Origin of the sequence: Sulfurisphaera javensis, from assembly GCF_041154675.1 — an archaeon.
GTDB lineage: Archaea > Thermoproteota > Thermoprotei_A > Sulfolobales > Sulfolobaceae > Sulfurisphaera > Sulfurisphaera javensis.
Genome location: NZ_AP031322.1, coordinates 692,412 through 711,044, shown reverse-complemented (window position 1 = coordinate 711,044; position 18,633 = coordinate 692,412). Strand labels below are relative to the sequence as shown.

The 18,633-nt window shown below is 31.7% G+C and carries 17 protein-coding genes; 7 read left to right on the top strand and 10 right to left on the bottom strand.

Features of this window, described 5'->3' with window-relative positions:
• The first annotated feature begins 205 nt into the window (after nucleotides 1-205).
• The 5 genes from ACAM25_RS03800 (at nucleotide 206) to ACAM25_RS03780 (ending at nucleotide 5,715) form a co-directional block, all read left to right on the top strand.
• On the top strand, nucleotides 206-568 hold the full coding sequence (locus ACAM25_RS03800) for a hypothetical protein (RefSeq protein WP_369611013.1): 363 nt from the start codon (nucleotides 206-208) through the stop codon (nucleotides 566-568).
• A complete protein-coding gene (locus ACAM25_RS03795; RefSeq protein ID WP_369611012.1) occupies nucleotides 546-1,316 on the top strand; it encodes a hypothetical protein in 771 nt (256 codons plus the stop codon). Before ACAM25_RS03800 ends, ACAM25_RS03795 begins: the two co-directional genes overlap by 23 nt.
• Nucleotides 1,317-1,657: 341 nt before the next feature.
• The gene (locus ACAM25_RS03790) at nucleotides 1,658-2,107 is read left to right on the top strand and encodes an NUDIX domain-containing protein (protein ID WP_369611011.1); all 450 of its coding nucleotides are present in this window, start codon (nucleotides 1,658-1,660) and stop codon (nucleotides 2,105-2,107) included.
• Between the two features lie 527 nt (nucleotides 2,108-2,634).
• Entirely contained in the window at nucleotides 2,635-3,957 is a 1,323-nt protein-coding gene (locus ACAM25_RS03785; RefSeq protein ID WP_369611010.1) for an ATP-binding protein, read from the top strand.
• A gap of 30 nt (nucleotides 3,958-3,987) precedes the next feature.
• Complete coding sequence (locus ACAM25_RS03780; RefSeq protein WP_369611009.1) at nucleotides 3,988-5,715, top strand: chloride channel protein; 1,728 nt, start codon at nucleotides 3,988-3,990, stop codon at nucleotides 5,713-5,715.
• A gap of 1 nt (nucleotide 5,716) precedes the next feature.
• Here the strand turns inward: ACAM25_RS03780 and ACAM25_RS03775 are convergent, their stop codons facing one another.
• The 5 genes from ACAM25_RS03775 to ACAM25_RS03755 form a co-directional block, all read right to left on the bottom strand.
• A complete protein-coding gene (locus ACAM25_RS03775; RefSeq protein ID WP_369611008.1) occupies nucleotides 5,717-7,312 on the bottom strand; it encodes a thiamine pyrophosphate-requiring protein in 1,596 nt (531 codons plus the stop codon).
• Nucleotides 7,305-8,432, bottom strand: coding sequence for an MFS transporter (locus ACAM25_RS03770; protein ID WP_369611007.1), 1,128 nt, complete (start codon nucleotides 8,430-8,432; stop codon nucleotides 7,305-7,307). The genes ACAM25_RS03775 and ACAM25_RS03770 overlap by 8 nt, the downstream gene beginning before the upstream one ends.
• Nucleotides 8,433-8,495: 63 nt before the next feature.
• Nucleotides 8,496-9,083, bottom strand: a complete 588-nt coding sequence (locus ACAM25_RS03765; RefSeq protein WP_369611006.1) for a YkgJ family cysteine cluster protein — start codon at nucleotides 9,081-9,083, stop codon at nucleotides 8,496-8,498.
• 30 nt (nucleotides 9,084-9,113) lie between these two features.
• The gene (locus ACAM25_RS03760; RefSeq protein WP_369611005.1) at nucleotides 9,114-10,178 is read right to left on the bottom strand and encodes an MFS transporter; all 1,065 of its coding nucleotides are present in this window, start codon (nucleotides 10,176-10,178) and stop codon (nucleotides 9,114-9,116) included.
• Between the two features lie 30 nt (nucleotides 10,179-10,208).
• A complete protein-coding gene (locus tag ACAM25_RS03755; protein WP_369611599.1) occupies nucleotides 10,209-10,541 on the bottom strand; it encodes a hypothetical protein in 333 nt (110 codons plus the stop codon).
• Nucleotides 10,542-10,646: 105 nt separating this feature from the next.
• On the opposite strand from ACAM25_RS03755, the gene ACAM25_RS03750 reads away from it, so the two are divergent.
• Nucleotides 10,647-11,303 (top strand): uracil-DNA glycosylase, encoded by a 657-nt coding sequence (locus ACAM25_RS03750; RefSeq protein WP_369611004.1) that lies wholly within the window; start codon nucleotides 10,647-10,649, stop codon nucleotides 11,301-11,303.
• On the opposite strand, the gene ACAM25_RS03745 is transcribed toward ACAM25_RS03750, so the two are convergent.
• The 5 genes from ACAM25_RS03745 to ACAM25_RS03725 all read right to left on the bottom strand — a co-directional run bounded on the left by ACAM25_RS03745 (nucleotide 11,284) and on the right by ACAM25_RS03725 (nucleotide 17,255).
• Nucleotides 11,284-12,168, bottom strand: a complete 885-nt coding sequence (locus ACAM25_RS03745) for a pirin family protein (protein WP_369611003.1) — start codon at nucleotides 12,166-12,168, stop codon at nucleotides 11,284-11,286. The two genes, ACAM25_RS03750 and ACAM25_RS03745, sit on opposite strands and share 20 nt — an antisense overlap.
• Before the next feature lie 473 nt (nucleotides 12,169-12,641).
• Nucleotides 12,642-13,880: an amidohydrolase family protein gene (locus ACAM25_RS03740; protein WP_369611002.1), complete on the bottom strand. Its 1,239-nt coding sequence runs from the start codon at nucleotides 13,878-13,880 to the stop codon at nucleotides 12,642-12,644.
• A 15-nt stretch (nucleotides 13,881-13,895) separates the two neighbouring features.
• Nucleotides 13,896-14,096 (bottom strand): hypothetical protein, encoded by a 201-nt coding sequence (locus ACAM25_RS03735; RefSeq protein WP_369611001.1) that lies wholly within the window; start codon nucleotides 14,094-14,096, stop codon nucleotides 13,896-13,898.
• Nucleotides 14,097-14,216: 120 nt separating this feature from the next.
• Nucleotides 14,217-15,602, bottom strand: a complete 1,386-nt coding sequence (locus ACAM25_RS03730; RefSeq protein WP_369611000.1) for a PQQ-binding-like beta-propeller repeat protein — start codon at nucleotides 15,600-15,602, stop codon at nucleotides 14,217-14,219.
• A gap of 63 nt (nucleotides 15,603-15,665) precedes the next feature.
• The gene (locus tag ACAM25_RS03725; protein WP_369610999.1) at nucleotides 15,666-17,255 is read right to left on the bottom strand and encodes a radical SAM protein; all 1,590 of its coding nucleotides are present in this window, start codon (nucleotides 17,253-17,255) and stop codon (nucleotides 15,666-15,668) included.
• 176 nt (nucleotides 17,256-17,431) lie between these two features.
• On the opposite strand from ACAM25_RS03725, the gene ACAM25_RS03720 reads away from it, so the two are divergent.
• Nucleotides 17,432-18,604 (top strand): MFS transporter, encoded by a 1,173-nt coding sequence (locus ACAM25_RS03720; protein WP_369610998.1) that lies wholly within the window; start codon nucleotides 17,432-17,434, stop codon nucleotides 18,602-18,604.
• Nucleotides 18,605-18,633 lie beyond the last annotated feature (29 nt).

Below are 18,633 nucleotides of genomic sequence, written 5' to 3'. Positions count from 1 at the left end.
AAGAACTCATAGATGGGATGATAAAATTTGCTGAAAAAGTTAGGGGTTACCACAATAAACTTTCATGTAGTATTTCAAATGGGTACCGAGATAGATGCACGAACATCACATATGAGCATTAAACCCAGAAACATGGATTTATATATATAAGGAAATTAAAGAGAAAATAAATAGAGGGGAATATAAAATAAAAGAAAGGTTACCGTTGCAAGTAATAGAAAAAGAAAAGTTTTACGAGAACCCTAAATTTTATGGTTATTGTCCTGTAAAGATGGGTGAGAGAGTGCTTATTCATCCAGATCATACTATAAGAATATGTTCGTCGCTTCTTTCAAGTCCCTACCATATTGCAAACTATGACGATAAAAAAATTACATGGGAAGAGTATCAAAATGAAACATATAGGCATAAGTTAAATGAATATACGCCTTGCACTAATCAAGTCAAATTATATAGCGATAAATATGTACCTTTATGTTTTTCATTTAGGCCAGACCAGGATGAGCCAGTTTGGAATACACTAATAAAAGAAGGTAGACTGCAGAATGGCTGGCTTCTCAAAAGTTAATCTTATTATGATAATAATATTATTAACTTTTATTTCACGTAGAGTATATAATACTGCATACACTTCAGTTGTTCCACTTGGAGAATATTATTTTAAGATTCCTTATGCTGGAATAGCTGAATCACTTCTTTATTTTTCCTCAATACTTGGTACTCTACTGGCAGGTTTTCTATTTTATAGGAAAATTTACATTCTTTCTACTATATTGGCCTTTATTTCTTCTTTAATGCTAATTTATAAAACTTTATTTTTTATAGGAAGTTTCCTATTTGGATTTGCCTTTGGGATAATTATAGCTTATATGCTAACAATAACATCATTTTATGGTAAATCTTCACTGTTTTTATATTCAGTATCTTTGGGAATTGCATCGGTAGTTCAACCAATAATAGAAACGTTTCTGCTAACATTTACAAATATTCTTACAGTATTTATGATAAGTGCTTCTTTTTCGTTTCTTTATTTTCTTTTATCTTCTATATTTATAAAATTTCCATTTAATAGTAGAAATAGTTTAAAATTAAAAATAAATAGAGGAGTAATATTATCTTCGATAAGCATTATAGTTTATGTTCTTCCATTAGCATTTGTTTCTACATTTATAGTAATATATGCAGTTTCAACATTTCACATAAGCGAAAGCTTAGCTTATTCATTATTTATACCATTTTTCATTTCATCAACAATTATAAGATATATTTCTGCTAAATATTCCATTAGAAACTCTATACTTCTTATTTTTCAATAATTTTAACTATTATAGGAATAATCCTTCTCATTTTCCCAATCTTTTTGCTTTGGTATTTATCAATGATATTATTAGGTATCCCCCATGGTATTTTATATCCTCTTTCAGCATATTTTATAAGTAAATATAGTAGTGAAAAAGAAAGAAACTTTTATATGAGTACATTTCTTTTAATTAGAGAATCTTCCTTATCTCTTTCCATTTTTCTATTTACATTATTTTATTATCCCATCCATATTTTTATGTTCGATCTTTTAATTCTTCTTATTTTACTAATTTCAACCATAATAAGAGTAAAATACTTCGATTAAATTTAAAAATCATCATGATAAACATAGATTATGAGAAAATATTATCCGCAGATTTTGTCTGTACATCTCTTTTGGATTGTAAATGACAAAATTTTACTTCTAAGGAGATATAATACTGGTTATATGGATGGTTATTGGAGTGTTCCAGCTGGTCATGTAGAGGCAAAAGAAAGTGCCACTTATGCTATGATCAGAGAAGCAAAAGAAGAGATAGGAGTTGATTTCAAACCAGAGGAATTAAAGCCAGTTTATTTCATGCATAGGTTTGAAAATCAAGAAAGAGTTGATTTCTTCTTTAGAACTTCAAAAACTGGTATTGAACCAAAAAATATGGAACCAAATAAAGCTGACGCCTTAGATTGGTTTCCATTATCAAGCTTACCACAAAATATGGTGCCATATGTAAGGAAAGCATTAGAATCATATTTGAACGGAGAAATCTATGGTGAGTTTGGTTGGTCTACTCAATTTTTAAAATAATAGTGTAATATTCTGTGTGTCCAATAATTTTTCTCACCTTTTTATAAAGTGAGATGGTGATCACGCCTAATCTCGTTAACAAGATAGAAGTTACCAAATCTTCTTGTAATCTTAGGAACACGCAAGAATAAACCAAGTAATAAGAAGCAAGAGCCTTAACAACATCAAAACCTATGAGAAAAAGGCTTAAGAAAATAACTTAGGGCAAGAGGGAAGACTTAGGTTAATCCTCTAACTATCCGTGTTTCTCTAGATAATATCCCTTAATAATAAAGTATTACCAAATTAATTTAAATTAATAAAAATATTGTTGGATATACACCCAAGGTCAAAGTATATAAGTAAATTCTAGTAAGATTTTAATTTAAACTATCCCTTTACAATAAATATGCAAAGTTAAGTAAATTTACTTTAGGATACATAATATAGTCAACAAACTATTTGTAATTTTAGATAAGCAGATTAATAAGAACTTGTGTAATCAGAATACACAAATTTTTTAAATATTTGTGTAATCAGAATACACAATGATTGAAGAACAAAATCCTTGGTGGATATCTGAGGACTTAATAGAAGAATCTGAAACTTACAAAAAATACCTGGAAGCTAAGATCAAGTGGTATCCAGACTTCTTAGATAAAGTGTCACTTTCCCCATTTTCACTTAACTTCTTATTTGGCCCTAGACAAGTGGGAAAAACTACAGCTTTAATTCTCTTTATAAAGAAATTATTAGATAATCATGTTAACCCTAAAGCAATCTTTTACTTTTCATGCGAAAAATTGGCTGATTATAAGGAGTTAGATAGCATTCTTGAAGAATATTTGAAGGTAAAGAAAAGAGAAGGAATAAAAACGTCTTATATTATCCTTGATGAAGTAACTTATCCTAAAGAATGGTATAGGACAATAAAATATAGGATAGACAAAGGGGATTTTAAAAATGACGTTTTAATATTAAGCGGTTCTTTATCGATGAAAGCAAAGGGAGAAGTAGAAAATTTCCCTGGAAGAAGAGGTAATGGAAAAACATTAATTATGTATCCTCTCTCTTTCTCTCAGTACGTTAGACTTTTTCTTAAGATTCCTTTTCCATCTCAGAATGTTGATAAAGCTGTAAATTTAGCTAAGGAAAATTTTGCAATTAGAAAGGATGTTGAGGAACTCTTTGAAAATTATTTAAAAACTGGCGGATTTCCAAATCCTATAAAAGACGTTTATGCACACGGAAAAATCAACGATTCAATGGTCTCTGATTTCATTTCTACAGTGATTTTAGAGATAAATAAACTGAGAAGGAGTGAAACTTTCTTCAAGGAAGTTCTAAAAGGAATAATAGATAGAACTTCAAGTGAGGTAAGTTTTCATACAATAGCTAAAGGCATTGGAAATGTAAAAACAATAATTAGTTACATAGAATTACTTCAACATCTTTATTATCTCATAGTCCTCTTTGCTATTGATCCAAACGATGGAACTCCTATTCCGAAAAAAGAAAAGAAACTCTATTTAATAGATCCTTTCCTTTATTATGCTTTTTCAAAATGGGTATTTACGAAGATGCCAGATGAAAGTAAAATTTTAGAATCAGTTGTGGTTGCTCATTTATCAAGGCTTTACCCAACTTTTTATTTAAAAAGAGAAAAAGAGGTGGATGTTATAATTAAAGAGGAAGATAAGTATAAGGGAATAGAGATAAAGTACGGAAATGTTGCTAAAAAGGTGATTGGAAAAATAAAGGATTTTATTTACCTTTCAAAAGATGTAATTGATGAAAAAATAATACCTACATCCCTATTTCTTACCTTTCTTGATATTCCACAAACTGTTGAAGCTAGAGAAGGGATTTAAAATATAATGAAGTATTATGTAATATAAGATATGCGAGGATTACTAAAACTCAGTGAACTTCCCTATTTCGAGAAATGGATAATTTTAGGTTTTATAATAGGGATCTTTATAGGCTTAAGTGCTATAGCCTTTGACTTCTTATATCGGCTATTCTACACAATTTTTCTCATCGACATTCTTCACCTTTCTTTACCTAAACCACTTAATCCTACTTTCTCTTACACTGTAAACCCACTCTTAATCTTAGTTGTTACTTTTGGTGGTCTTATTTCTGGTTTATTAACTATGTTATCTCCAGAGGCATCTGGAGGAGGAGTTGATTTTGCAATTAAAGCTTATCATAATAGAGGTAAAATAAGGAAAAGAGTAGCTTTTATTGAGCTTTTCTCATCTTCAATTCTTTTAGGAACAGGAGGAAGTGCTGGAGATTTAGGACCTATGGGATTAATTGGAGCATCTATTGCATCTTTAATAACTGAAGTTTTAGGTTTAACCCCAGAAGATATTAGGAAAGCAATAGCTATAGGTATTGGAAGTGGTATAGGAGTAATATTCAAAGCCCCAATAGGTGGAGCATTACTTTCAGCTGAAATACTTTATCGAAGAGATTTTGAGTCTGAAGTTATCTTACCTTCAATGATATCTTCAGCCACAGCTTATTCAATTTATGGGTTGTATTCTGGTTTTCAACCTATTTTTGGAATTTATCCTTACACTTTTTCTCCATTAAGATTGCCATTATATGCAATTCTTGGTATCCTAATTGGATTAACAACAATTCTCTTCGTGAGAATATATCATGAAATTTCAAACATGTTTAGAAAAATGAAAGTTCCTCAATATGTAAAAACAACCTTAGGTTCTTTTCTTTCTTCCATTCTTCTCCTCTTTTTACCAGAATTAATAGGAACTGGTTATGGTTGGGATTATATTCTTGAAGCTGGAAAAATTAATGAAATAAACACTTATGGAATTCCTCTACTCCTTTTCCTCCTCCTTATTGCAGTAGCAAAAATGATTTCTTCCTCATTTACTATAGGATCTGGAGGAAGTGGAGGTATTGAGGCCCCTTCTTTTGAAATAGGAGCTTTAATTGGTGCAATTGTTGGAATTATTTTTCATAATCTATTTCCCTCAATAGTTCCTTTCATAGCACCTTTTGTAATAATTGGTATGTTAGCTTTATTTGGTGCTGGAGCAAAGGCGCCAATTTCAGTTATGATTATAGTTACTGAAATGACTTATTCTTTACAACTTTTGCCAGGTGAAATGGTTGCTGTAGCAATTGCTTACGTTATTTCTGGTAAACACACTTTATATCCTTCTCAATTCCCAACCAGAAAAGAATCCCCAGTTCATAGAAGTGAGTACGAAATACCAGTTATGTTAAAGGTTAAAATTAGGCAGTGTAAACTACAAGATGTTAAAATTAACCCAGATGAGAAAGTTGAAAAAGTTATAGAACTAATGAAAGAGTATGGATTAACATCAATGCCAGTTGTTGATAAGAACTCAACATTTATAGGCATAGTATTTTATCAAAGCATAGAAGGAAAAGAAGGAAGGATTGGAGATTATGTTATTAGAGGAGTTCCTACAGTATCTTTAAACTCTAACCTTGAAGATGCTTGGGAAGTAATAGCTAGAACAAGATCAAGTTATGTAATTGTTACGGAAGGAGAAAAATTTATAGGAATTGTTAGTCTTGAAGAAATGTTAAAGTGTTATGAGAAGAGAATTAAAAGAAAAAAAGAGTAAGTCATCTTTCCCTTTCAACAATGACTTGTAAAACAGCTATGCCTTTTTGATTATAAGCCTCTCTCACAGCATCCTCTAATTCATCTGTACTTTCTACAAGCCTATAATAACCTCCAAAAGCCTTAACAGTTTCACCAATATTATATCTCTTAAAGTCTGCTCCTGGAAAATATTGCTTTGCCTTAGCTAATCCTTCTGGAAAAACTTCTTCAACTGCCTCAGCACTAGCTAACCAACCACCATTATCATAAATAACTACAGTGACATTACCACCGTAGGTTGAAATAGCATAGTAGAAAGCTTCTGGAACACCAAAAATAAAAGCTCCATCCCCAACAGTTGCAATAACTTTTCTTCCAGATAAACTAAAGCCAAATGAGGAACCTAAAGCCCAACCCAAATGGCCAAAAGATGGATCAGCAAAATACTGACCAAAAGATAGCTTAGCATATCTAGGGTTAAAAGGATATTCATTCAGAATAACGTCCTCTTTACTAATCACTTTTCCTATAACATAACTTAAATATCTTGGATGAATAGTCCTCTTTCCTTTTAATCTTTTAATTTCTTCCTCTTTCCTCTTCTCTTGCTGAAAATACATTTCTTTAACTTTTTCCTTCCAATCGTCTTTAGGATTAACGTTAAGTTGACTTAACACTTCTGAAGGAATTGATTGAATACATAAATCGCAAGAGAATCCATAATACGGTATGTAAGAATAAGATGGATCTACATCAATTTTTAATATTTTACCCTCATACTTAACCTTCTTTGGTATATAAGGGACCTCACTTTCGATTACTATTAAAAGATCAATAGTAGAAAAATCTATCATATCTAAACCCATCTCTCCTTCATAATTAACCACTTCACCAACATAATTTATTATAGGAATTCCAACTTTGTCTACGAGCGCTTTTATGCTATCAAACCATTCTCTCCTTCTTCCCCCTCTCCAAGTAACTATTAATGGTCTTTCGCTTTCATTAATCATTTTCTTTGCCTTTTCTAAATCTTCTCTCTTAACTCCAGGCTCAAAAGTTGACATTCTTACCCTTCTATATTCTCCTTTTTCGATACTAACTTCCCTTGGAATAACTATATATACTGGTCCTTTTGGTTCACTAAATGCTAACTGAAAAGCCCTTGACAATACTTCTGGTATTTGTTCTACTCTTCTTATTTCGAAATCGTATTTAACCCATTGCCTAACAATTTCTCCTTGATCTTTAGCCTCTTGAGTCCAATGAATTCTTAAATTCCTACTTGCTGGACTTCCTACTTCTGTATAAGGACTTCTTCCAGCTAATACAATCAAAGGAATTCTTGAAGTATAAGCATTGATTATCATGCCTAACGCATTAGCTGTTCCGGGTATTGTGTGAAGTGCTACTACACCAATTTTACCAGATAATGAATAGCCTATTGCTGCCGCTGTAGCCGTAATTTCGTGAGGTACTATAATAAATTCTGGCAATGAAGGATCTCTTACTTTCTCCTCTATAAATGCGGCGTAGTCAGTACCAGATACCATAAATATTTTATCTACACCTAAATCTTTAAGTCCCTTAAGTATTAATCTTGCCCCACTATCCATTTGTTTCAATCCTCTTAAGACTTAATAAATATAATGGTATAGATAAAAAACCAAGAATAGAAATAAAAAACCATAGATAGAGAGGAGTAAAGAGAAAGAACGACATTAAGTAACTAGCATAAGAAGACCCAATTAACCTTCCGAGAGCAGTAACCATCCCATAAACTCCCATTTCTCTTCCTCTTTCCTCATCCTTGGTTAAAGAAGAAGCTATTGCTTGTGAAAGAGGAGATACTATCATCTCGGCTAAAGTTATAAACACGACATCTATGCAAGCAAAAATGAAGCTTGTTATAAAAGCAACAGCTAGATAAGAAAAAGAATAGATAAACATTCCTAGGATAATAGTTTTTACCTTAAGAAATTTACCTATAATATCCTGTAAAATCACTATTAATAAACCATTAATCATAAAAAGAAACCCTACATCTTCTACTGAGAGTTTCACCACCTCTGTATAGAATGTTAAAAGTGAAAATCCAAGCTGGCTCATAAGCATGAAGGTTAAGAAAGTAGGAAGTAGGAATTTTGCAAATTCTTTATGTATAGAGAAGTAAAATCTTCTTATTCCTTTAAAATCTGGTAAAGAGAAAACAAATATCAAAGGAATGAGCAAAATAAATGAGGAAATTAAGAGTAATTGTCTAAATCCTTGATACTCAAATATAATAGAACCTATTAAGGGACCAAATGCCCATCCAGCATTAATCCCAACCCTTACCCTGCTAAATGATGAAACTAATTTCTTAAATTCACCTTTATTTATATCTCCGACTAAAGTAGTGTTAGCTACATTGTATACGTTATTAAAAAAAGACTGCAAAAGAAGGAAAGAAGCTACTAGAAGTGGATGATAAAATAAAAAAGAAAGAAGAAGAAAAAGTGACGATAAAAGTATTGATATTATCATAGCTTTTATTCTACCTAAGAAATCTGTAATATATCCTCCACTAATGTATGCTAGAACACTAAAAACAGCCTGAATCAGATAGTAAATTGAAACTATAGATAGTGGGAAATTAAACACAGTATAAAGGGCATAACCAGTGAAGGGCCAAATTATTGATCCACCTAAAGCTCTAAAAGCTCCGATAATGGCAAGCCTATTTATATGATTCACACCCCTAATGTAGATTAGAATTTTTTATACCTAACTATTAATTAATTTTAAAAACAAAATGCATTAACTTGACTTTACGATTTCCCTTAATAGTTCTCTGGGTGTAGGATCTCTTCCAAGTTTTTTTCTTAGCTCATCAACCTTATTAGACATAAACTCTTTTACTTTTTTTCCAGCTATGCAAAAATCTGGAACCTTAAAATCCGGTATACCATCTTTATAACTATCTATTATTTCTTTTTGTTCATCCTCTGTAGCGAAAGGATATGACATACATGCATAGGGTTTATACTGATGAATCTTGCAAAGCCAACCCTCTTGAAAAGGACATGGCCTAGATAGGATATAAAACCCGTTCACTCTTCTAAAATTATTCAACTGTTCCTTACTCAATCTATTTTTAAGTTCTTTGTAATCAAAGTTATAAACTGGTACTGGCAAACCAGACTTACAGCATTTTCCTCCACATTCTTCACAGTATTTTCCCAAATCTAATACGTTATTCATAACATATTGATAGATGATTGAATACATTGCATACTTAGTTATTGGAACGTTAAATTTTTCTAGGAAATTAAATACTTCTTCAAGGCTTTTTATATCTCCTTTTAATGCTTTTTTAACTAACACATTAATTTGATCAGTATTCACTTGTTAACTTTCACGAGAGATATTAAAATGTTATCTTACCTTCATCAAAATAGAAAGTGGTATAAGTGAGACTATAACTACTAGATACCATAAATTATAAATAGAAATATATGGTAAAAGTAATTCTAACATTCCCAAACCTATTTGGATAGAATTAACTTCCGCTAAAGCTAAAGAAGAATTTTCACTTCTTACTTCCCTTATAACAAAAGCATAAATTATTGATATTGCCATTTCATTAAAAATTCCCATAATAACTAGTCCAATTATATAAAAATTATATAGCAAAAGAACTGGTATTACTCCTAAAATGCTGGTAATTATTATACGTGCCTTCTCGTTTTTTATTATAGACATAATGAAAGTAAAAATGCCCCCAATAACCGATGAGAAAACTAAGAGAGAGGAGATTGAGCCTATAACAACTGGAGAAGTCTTCATTACATAAAAGGCAAATGATGGAAAGAATTCACTAACAACGTAATAAGAACCCCATACACCAGCGGTAGAAGATGCAACCAAGAATACATTCTTGTTTTTTAAAACCTTAAAGTCTGGTTTAACATTAGTGTATGAAGTTAAATAATTTATAACACTGACTAAAATAGTTAAAAAACCTAGAAGAAAAGAGGCATTAGAGAAACCTAATAAGGAATCCACTAAACCCCAATTAAGTCCTATTATACCTCCAATGGAAAACATTGCATTATATAAACCCATTACAAGAACAGTTCTACCCTCATTTATTACCGCTAATGTACCTCCAGCTGACGAAAAAAAGAATGAAGCACCAAAGCCTGTTAAAGAATAAAGTAGGAGAACTTCATAAATGTTCTTGCTTAAACCAATTAAAGTATCTGAAATGCCCATGATAAAGAGACCTAGAGTATAAGTATTCTTCATTCCTAGTTTTGTTGATATTAATCCAGCTGGTATTTGCATTATAGCTGCTGTAACAAAGAAAGAAAAAGGTATTAAATTAGCGAAATTTTTAGAGGAAGAAAACATCCTTAAAATGAAAGGTATGTAAGGAGATAGGAAGAACCAACTAGCTCCATAAATAACTCTTGCTATAAAAATTGGTATTCCTCTCACAATAGTGAAAAATGCTTAGCGTTAAAAAAGTCATCTAAAAAATTCATTGCTTTTCTCAAATTCTTCGCTCATCCTCTGTACTTCTAGTGAGGAAAGAATGTCAAGGACTTTTCTCATATAAACTTTTACAAAATAGTAAATTCTATAAGATCGAAATTCTTCCTCATTTTGAGTTATGACTCTCAAATAATCCTCTGGATCATAATATTTAATAGTATAATCTACACCGTCAATGTTGATTACATTAGGAGGAACCTTCTTAGAAACGATTAATAGATTGTTGTCTTTAATTCCAGCTAACATAACATACCATTTATCAATCCTATCTAATGCCTTAAGTACAATTTCCTTTTCGTCCATAATATTGAATCTATTAACTGGAATAAAATATTTAATTATAAAAATTGACTTTTTAATCATTACAGATAGAAGAAGAAGTTATATTCAGCTCTTCAATCTATTTCTCATATGGATAGCTTATTATATGATAAAATAGTTTCTTGCAATAAATGTACCAGACTTAGAGAATATGTAAAAAATTTCAAGATCCCTCCGAGATTTAAAGACTGGGAATATTGGAATAAACCAGTACCGGGATTTGGCGATAAAGACGCGAAAATTCTTATTGTAGGTTTAGCTCCAGCTCTTCATGGCGGAAACAGAACTGGTAGAGTGTTTACTGGAGACGAATCTGGAAAATGGGTGATAAAAGGACTTTATACGTTAGGATTATCTAACAAGGAGGAAGGAATAAATAGAAATGATGGACTTAAAATAAAGGAAGTTTATTTAACTAATGCTGTTAAATGCGTTCCTCCGGAGAATAAACCAACAAAAGAGGAAATACTCAACTGCTCGTATTTCCTAAGAGAGGAAATACTCTCATTAAAAAACCTAAGAGTTATAGTAGCCTTAGGAAGAATAGCATTTGAATCTATACTGTTAATTTATGGAATGAGGATAAAGTTTAAACATGGAGTTATAATAGATTTACCAGATGGCAAAAAGTTAATAGCTAGTTATCATCCAAGTGCACAAAATACAAAAACAGGAAGATTAAAGTGGGAAGATTGGATAAAAATTCTTGAAATGGCCCATGAAATATCTAATAATCCTCAATATTAACTTGCTTATGCCTTATGAATCTACCTCTTCTTAAATCTGCTAAGGCTTCCAAAATCTGATCCTCTGTATTCATAACTATTGGACCGTACCATGCTACCGGTTCTTCTAAGGGTTTACCAGAAAGTATTATGAATCTTGCTTTCCCCTTAACTACAATTTCTTCTCCTTCTCTATTAAATATAACTAAATTGCCTTTTTCTATTTCTGGTACATTAGGACTAAACTTTGCTTTACCATCAACCACAAAAGCTAAGGCAGTATAACCATTCTTAACGTTAAGCCTAAATTCCCCATCTAAATTTACATCTAAATACATGGGGTCTACATCACTTTTTACCCTCACTGGTCCTTCTATTCCTTTATACTCTCCAGCCAAAATAGTGATTTCGCCAAAATCAAACCTTTCTTTAGGTAAAGACTTTATATTCCTATAAGTGGGTTCTGTCATCTTCTTATATGAAGGTAAGTTAATCCATAATTGCAAACCTTTAACTGAAAGAGGATTCTGATTATATTTAGCAACTTCTATTCCTTCTAATGGTTTTGGCATTTCCTGGTGAAATATCCCACTTCCAGCAGTCATCCATTGAACTTGACCAGGATAAATGACACCTTTATTCCCTTCACTGTCTTCATGTTCAACCTTTCCTTCATAAAGAAGAGTTACAGTTTCTATACCCCTATGGGGATGCCATGGAAAGCCTACAATATAATCCTCTGGGTTTACTGAACCAAAGAAATCTAAGAGTAAAAAAGGATCCGTTAATTGTACTGTTGTTGAACCACCAAATACTCTGTAAAGCTTGACTCCAGCACCGTCTATTGTTTCTCTTCCTTTTAATATACCATATATTCCTCTTATCATAAGTTATAATGCATTTTGGTTTAATAAAAACATAGTTCAACTTAATTATGATTATTTTGGAAAAGTAAAGATACATGAAATAATCATGACTATGATGAAAAATATGAAAATAAAAAACAATTAACTTTATTAGGAGTCATTATAACATTATCATGCTTATTTCTTTTGTTGTCCACTCTGTTGTTGGCCTTGGCTCTCCTTCTTCTTCTTTGCCATATTAGGTCTAAAATAAGATATCTAATTCCAGTTATTAAGCAATACTAAAATAAAACTTGTTAAAAATTAACGCAAAATTGATCGATAATAAGTTTACATTTATGCACTTTTCTTTCCGTTGAAGTTGAACATTTTCCTCTTGATTTTGTCAGTTATGTAAATAATGTTTAGTTAGGTTATTTTTTCCACGAATGGTGTTACCATATCATTCGTAGTTAATACCTATTCTCTTACATGAGATTGAATTTTTATCATATCTATACTGGTTTTTTCAATACCTTTTCCCATTTCCCTTTGTAGTAAATTAATTTCCCATCTTTAGCAACCACTCTTCCACCCTTAATTACGTATAACGGTGGGCTCATAAAACGCAAAAGATCTATTAAATTATCCTCAGAAGTGACAAGTAAGTTAGCCTCATTTCCAACTTCAATACCATAATTTGATTTTGGCCAAGCTTTCGCTCCATTATATGTAATTAAGTTAATAGAGTAATTTAACTCGTCTGGAGAAAGCATTTGATCTAAATGGATAGCCATAAATAAGACATGTAACATATTACCACTTCCCAAAGGATACCATGGGTCCATGATACAATCATGTCCTAAAGCAACATTAATACCATTATTAATCATTTCCTTAATTGGTGCCATTCCTCTTCTTTTAGGATAACTATCAAATCTACCTTGCAAAGAAACATTAATTAGAGGGTTAGGAATAACAGTTATTCCAGCTTTAGCAACGATTGGTAATATTCTATACCTATAAGCAGGATCCCATGAATGCATAGCCGTAACATGTCCAGCAGAAACTTTTTCCTGATATTCATATTCTAAAGTATACTTAGCCAATACCTCTAAGTATCTTGAGTTTGGATCATCAGTTTCATCAATATGACCGTCAACTTTTTTGTTAAATTCTTTAGCTAAATCAAAAGCAAACTTGATTGATCTTACTCCATCTTCTCTTGTCATCTCATTATGAGGAATTAAACCAACATTATCTGCTCCTTTCTCAATAGCTTTCCTTAATAACTCATCATTTCCCTTTTCTGTGAAAATACCATCTTGAGGAAATGCTGTTATTTCTATTTCGGCAATCTCTTTTACTTCCTCTTTTACCTTTAATAATGCATTTAATAGAGTTAGTGACTTTTCTGTAACATCTACATGAGTCCTAATCCATAACGTACCTTGGGCTACCATTAACTTTACTGCTGTTATAACCCTTTTGATAACATCATCTTCAGAGAGTTTACCTTTAATTTCTTTCCAGATTCTTATCCCCTCCCATAAAGTACCACTTTTATTTATTATAGGAAGAAATACACTATCCAAGTGAAAATGCATATTAAAATATGGGGGTATTACTAAATTGTTTTCAGCATCAATCACTTCATCATCATTTTCTTTACAATCGAAACATCTTATTATTCCATCTTCTATGTAAATGTTTACTTTTCTACCATCTAATAATCTAGCATTTTTTATTAACATGAAATAAGGTAAAGTTTAGTTCTTTTTAACCCTAATTATCCATAAACCTTCTTCATTTCTCTCTTTCTCAACAGTATAACCCCTAAAAAGATAAGAAACATCAACCTTAGAAATAAGTATAATTTCGTCTTCATATTCTAATTTCTTTAATGCCTTTTTCACCTTATCTTTAGCGTCAGTCAAATCCTCCAAACTTAATGTTATTATTCGTTTCACACTTCATCATATCACGTAAGGTTTAAATTCTTTTTCCCACGTAAAGTCTTATAACTTTTAAATGGTTTAAAAGGTAATATTAAAAACTTTTAAAAAATATGTTTTCTTTAAATAAAAAAATTAACTAATTATTGATTGTAAAGGAATAGAATCAATGATCCCATTTACTCCAACTAGAATGACTGAATTCAACGTTACTAAGATATTCCCTGGTCCCGGCAGTACAGGGGTTATAATTTTCTTTATTAACTTTCCATTTAAATTAAGTACAAATAGAATACCTTGTTGGTTCTGTATAATTATCCTACCTTTAACGATGTTTACATTACTCGTTGTAAAACCAGTATAAAAACTCCATAAGACCTTTCCATTAGTTAAATTAACTGCATATAAAAGACCAACTGGAGAATCATGAAAAACAACTCCATGAAATATTACTGGTGGTGGAGATTCGAGATTTGGTGGAATAAGAGAAATACCCTCATTAAGCCACCATAATATTTTACCGTTAAAAGCGTTCATACCTACTAAAGCTTCTTCCATTGTATTATTAGAGAAATGAATTGCTAAAGAAGTTACTACTATACCATTAGCATAAGCTGGTGAGGAATCATCTAAACCACCTAACGATGAAAAGTTCTCTGAAAAGTTATCATACCATAAGATCTTACCATTCTCAGCATTTATAGCCCAGAAAATATAAGGATGAGCAGAACCAAAATAAATAATATTATTTACTAGTAATGGAGAACTCATACTCACATAGGAAGCTATGTAATCACTCCACACTAATTTTCCGTTACTAATATTCAAAGCAAAAACTTCTCCATTACCATTAGCCTCAATTATCATACCTTTATAATATACTGGAGTTGGCATATCTTCTCCTAAAGTTGAATAATTCCATAATACATGACCATTTGTTACATTTAGTGCAATAATTCCATTAACCCCAGTACCTCTTATAGTAGAGTTTACGAACATATTATTACCTAAACCTATTACTAGAATACCATTTACAATTATTGGTTGAGTCATTATTTGATTAGGAAATTTCTCACTCCAGATTATTTCACCATTACTGAGATTAATTGCATAAATACAACCGATATTAAATGGTAAATTCCTTGTTGTCATGTTCATAGGACCAGAAGTAGTAACGATTAGAAGATCCTTATATATTGAGGGAGGAACAATTATTGCTCCACTCACATTGATTAAAAAATAGCCAGTAGTAGTTGGGATAAAATATAAATGTTGTGGATTACCCTCAAACATTACTGTATTTCCTTCATAACCCTTTGTGAATTCTGGGACAGATTGAATTAATTTAACCGATAAATTTGTTCCTAATATATTCATAAAATTAGGGGCAATGTTTGTAGTAGTTAAAGTATGTATCCCAGTGGAGGGGACTTTGTGAAGATAAACTTGATGTAAATATACTGCCGCTGATAAAATTAGTAGTATCCCGATGATAACGGAACCGATTTGATATTTATTCATTAGAAATTTAAAAGAACAATGAGATAATAAACCTTATCGTAAAAAGAAAAAAATTTTTGGTTTTTATTGGTTTTTGAAAGCTAATCTAGTTAACCAATATATAGACTTTATAACCCCTATAGTGTTATTTAAATTAATACTCGAAAACTCCATGGATTTCTTACCTTTTGTCTCTTTCAATTCATAGAAGATCTGATCTATTGAATCAAATACCCTATCAATCATTACCTTTACAATCTTCCTTACCACACTACTTTTTATACCACTAGTAAGAATAGGAATCAATTGCCTAGTAATCTTAAAATTATATTTCCAACTCATATATAGCAAGTCCCAATATTTTGAAGGTAACTTATCCATAAATGGGAAAGGATTATCTCTAATTCTCGTCGTAGCCATTGGAATTACTGGCAATGGAAATACCCAAGCTATGAAACCATGGTCAATAATCTTTTGAACTAAGTCGATAGACTGTTGCACATCTTCATCAGTTTCCTCTGGATAACCAATAGTCATTGTATAACATGGGAATATGTAATTGTCATTCATTATTGCAGTAGCATCAATAATTACATCTGCCCAATCTTTAGGAGTCCAAGGAAATGCCTTAGCCCTCATGTACTTTTCCATAATTTTCGTGCTCCCAGTCTCTAAACCAACAACTGGCGCAACAGCTCTATCAAAATTATATCGCGCAATCTCAGCCATAGCCTTTACAGTCTTCGGACTTTCTTTAACTGCTGGCGCAGAAATATGAGGCCACCATATTCCATCAACTCCCATACTCATTACTTCTGTAAATAACTTCACGATAGCATCATGATTTGTTCTCAATTTTTGTGAGCCGTATAACATTACATCATCTGTTATAAATTCCACTCTGTTCCATCCTCCCCTCATGTTAACTTCAACTTCCTTCTTTATAACATCAAGAGGAATAGAGCGAAAAGTTTCTGGAGTAACTGAACAGAATTGACAACCTCTAGGACAACCTCTAGTAATTTGTACTTCTCCCAATCTAGCTGGATTTACAATTGGCGGAATTTGATCCGCTTTAGGATCTTTACCCTTTATTATTGTAGGGACTGATTCACCATCAATAATTTTCTTCATTACCTCTGGCAAAGTAATTTCAGCTTCACCAATAAACACATTATCAATCCATTCTGGTTTCTTATTTAATAATTCCCATGCACCCGGTCCACCTGCAATTACCTTAAAATTATACTTAGTCTTTAGCTTAGATAGCTTATCTCCTAACTCTTCAAAAAACTTAGCTGTCCATGTAGCTCCTCCACCAAAAAGCATTGACAGCTTAAAGGAGACTGGATTTAAACCAAATGGGTCATGAACAGTTATTCCAATTACTTTTGTTTTCTCACTTACAGAATCTTCTAAATGCTCTGGAGGGATAACAGCCACATTAAATCCATGAGAAATTAATGAGGCTTCAATTTTCCTCAATGCATATGGTGCATAAATAGCTTTCCCTTCTTTATCAACCTTAATGGGAGGGGTAAAGAACTTATCCATAAATAATCTAGGGACAAGTCTATATGGCATACAAGCTACATAACCTAATACACTAGATCCACCATAATCTGTGAATGATCCTCTGTCTGCTGTTAAAATAACTTCCCAATCTCTCTTCATTAAGATATATCTAGTTTGAAACCAAATAAATATTACTTTGAAAGAGGAATAAACATTATTCAAAATATCATAACTGAAAATATTTCGCTATTCTAATAATCTACATTATTTGACTTCAAACTAAGTTTTAGTCTTTTAAAAAGGAAATTTATAGGAAGAAATACTAAATACAACATATGTCTAATGAAACGTTTAAGTTCCTCCTAATATCGAGAGTCGCTAGGAGCATAAGCTTAATTTATGTTAGCTTATCAATTCCACTTTACCTCTCTCTATTAGGATTATCTCCAATAACTATAGGATTAATAGTATTTGGAGTTGTAGGATTTTATTCTCTATTATCTTTGGGTTTAGGTATGTTGGGAGATAGGATAGGATATAAGAAAAGCTTAATTATTGGCGATGCCTTGCCTGCAATTGGAACCTTCATTTTGGCTTTCACATCTAACATACATTTAATAATTCCTCTTCTAGTGATTACTGGAATTGGCGGAGGAGCTTCTGGAGGACTAAGAGGCATGTGGAGTCCGGGAATTTCAGCATTAATTGCTTCTAATTGGAGGGATGAGAAGGAAAGAATTAAAAAACTTGGCCTAATTAGTTCAGCAGCATCAGCAGCTAGTATAGTTGGAAGCCTTTTGGTCTCAATAAAACAATTCTTACCTTTCTCACCAGAAGAAAATTTTAGAGTTATATTCGCTTTTTCTTCTATTCTCTTAGTTATTTCCATTGTTTCTCTCATTTTTGTCGAAGAAGTGCAAAGACCTAAAAAAACTACTAAAATAATGAAAAAATCTAGTCTAATATATATATCTAAAGTTGTAGCATCAAATACAGTAACTGGCTTTGGAATTGGTTTAGCAATCCCGTTACTCCCTTTATGGTTTAAAATAGCTTACCATGTTAACGACTTTGTCATTGGTTTAGTTTTTACTGTATCTTATGCATTAACATCTATTGGTTCATTCCTAGCAACTAAACTCAAATTTGATACTCTTAAAGTAGCTTCAATAACTAGAGTCCTTAACGGAGTATTACTTATAGGAATAGCTTTTTCACCTTGGTTTTACTTAGCTGCTGCATTATATGCAATAAGAGGGTTAAATGCTGGAATTGGAGCACCAAATAGAACAGCAGTAAACGTTAGAGGGATATCTGAAGAGGATTATGGTGCAGCTACAAGCATACAAGGAATATCAACTAGAGTTGCTCAGCTAAGCAGTGGACTTAGTGGGTATCTTTTAGAGGTTTGGCTACCTTTACCAGAATTTAGTGGAGGAATATTACAGGCAATAGGAGGATATATTTACTACAAACTTCTAAAAGAAAGAGTGGCAAAGGGAAATTAGAAATTTCCTAAAACTAATTTTTATTTGAT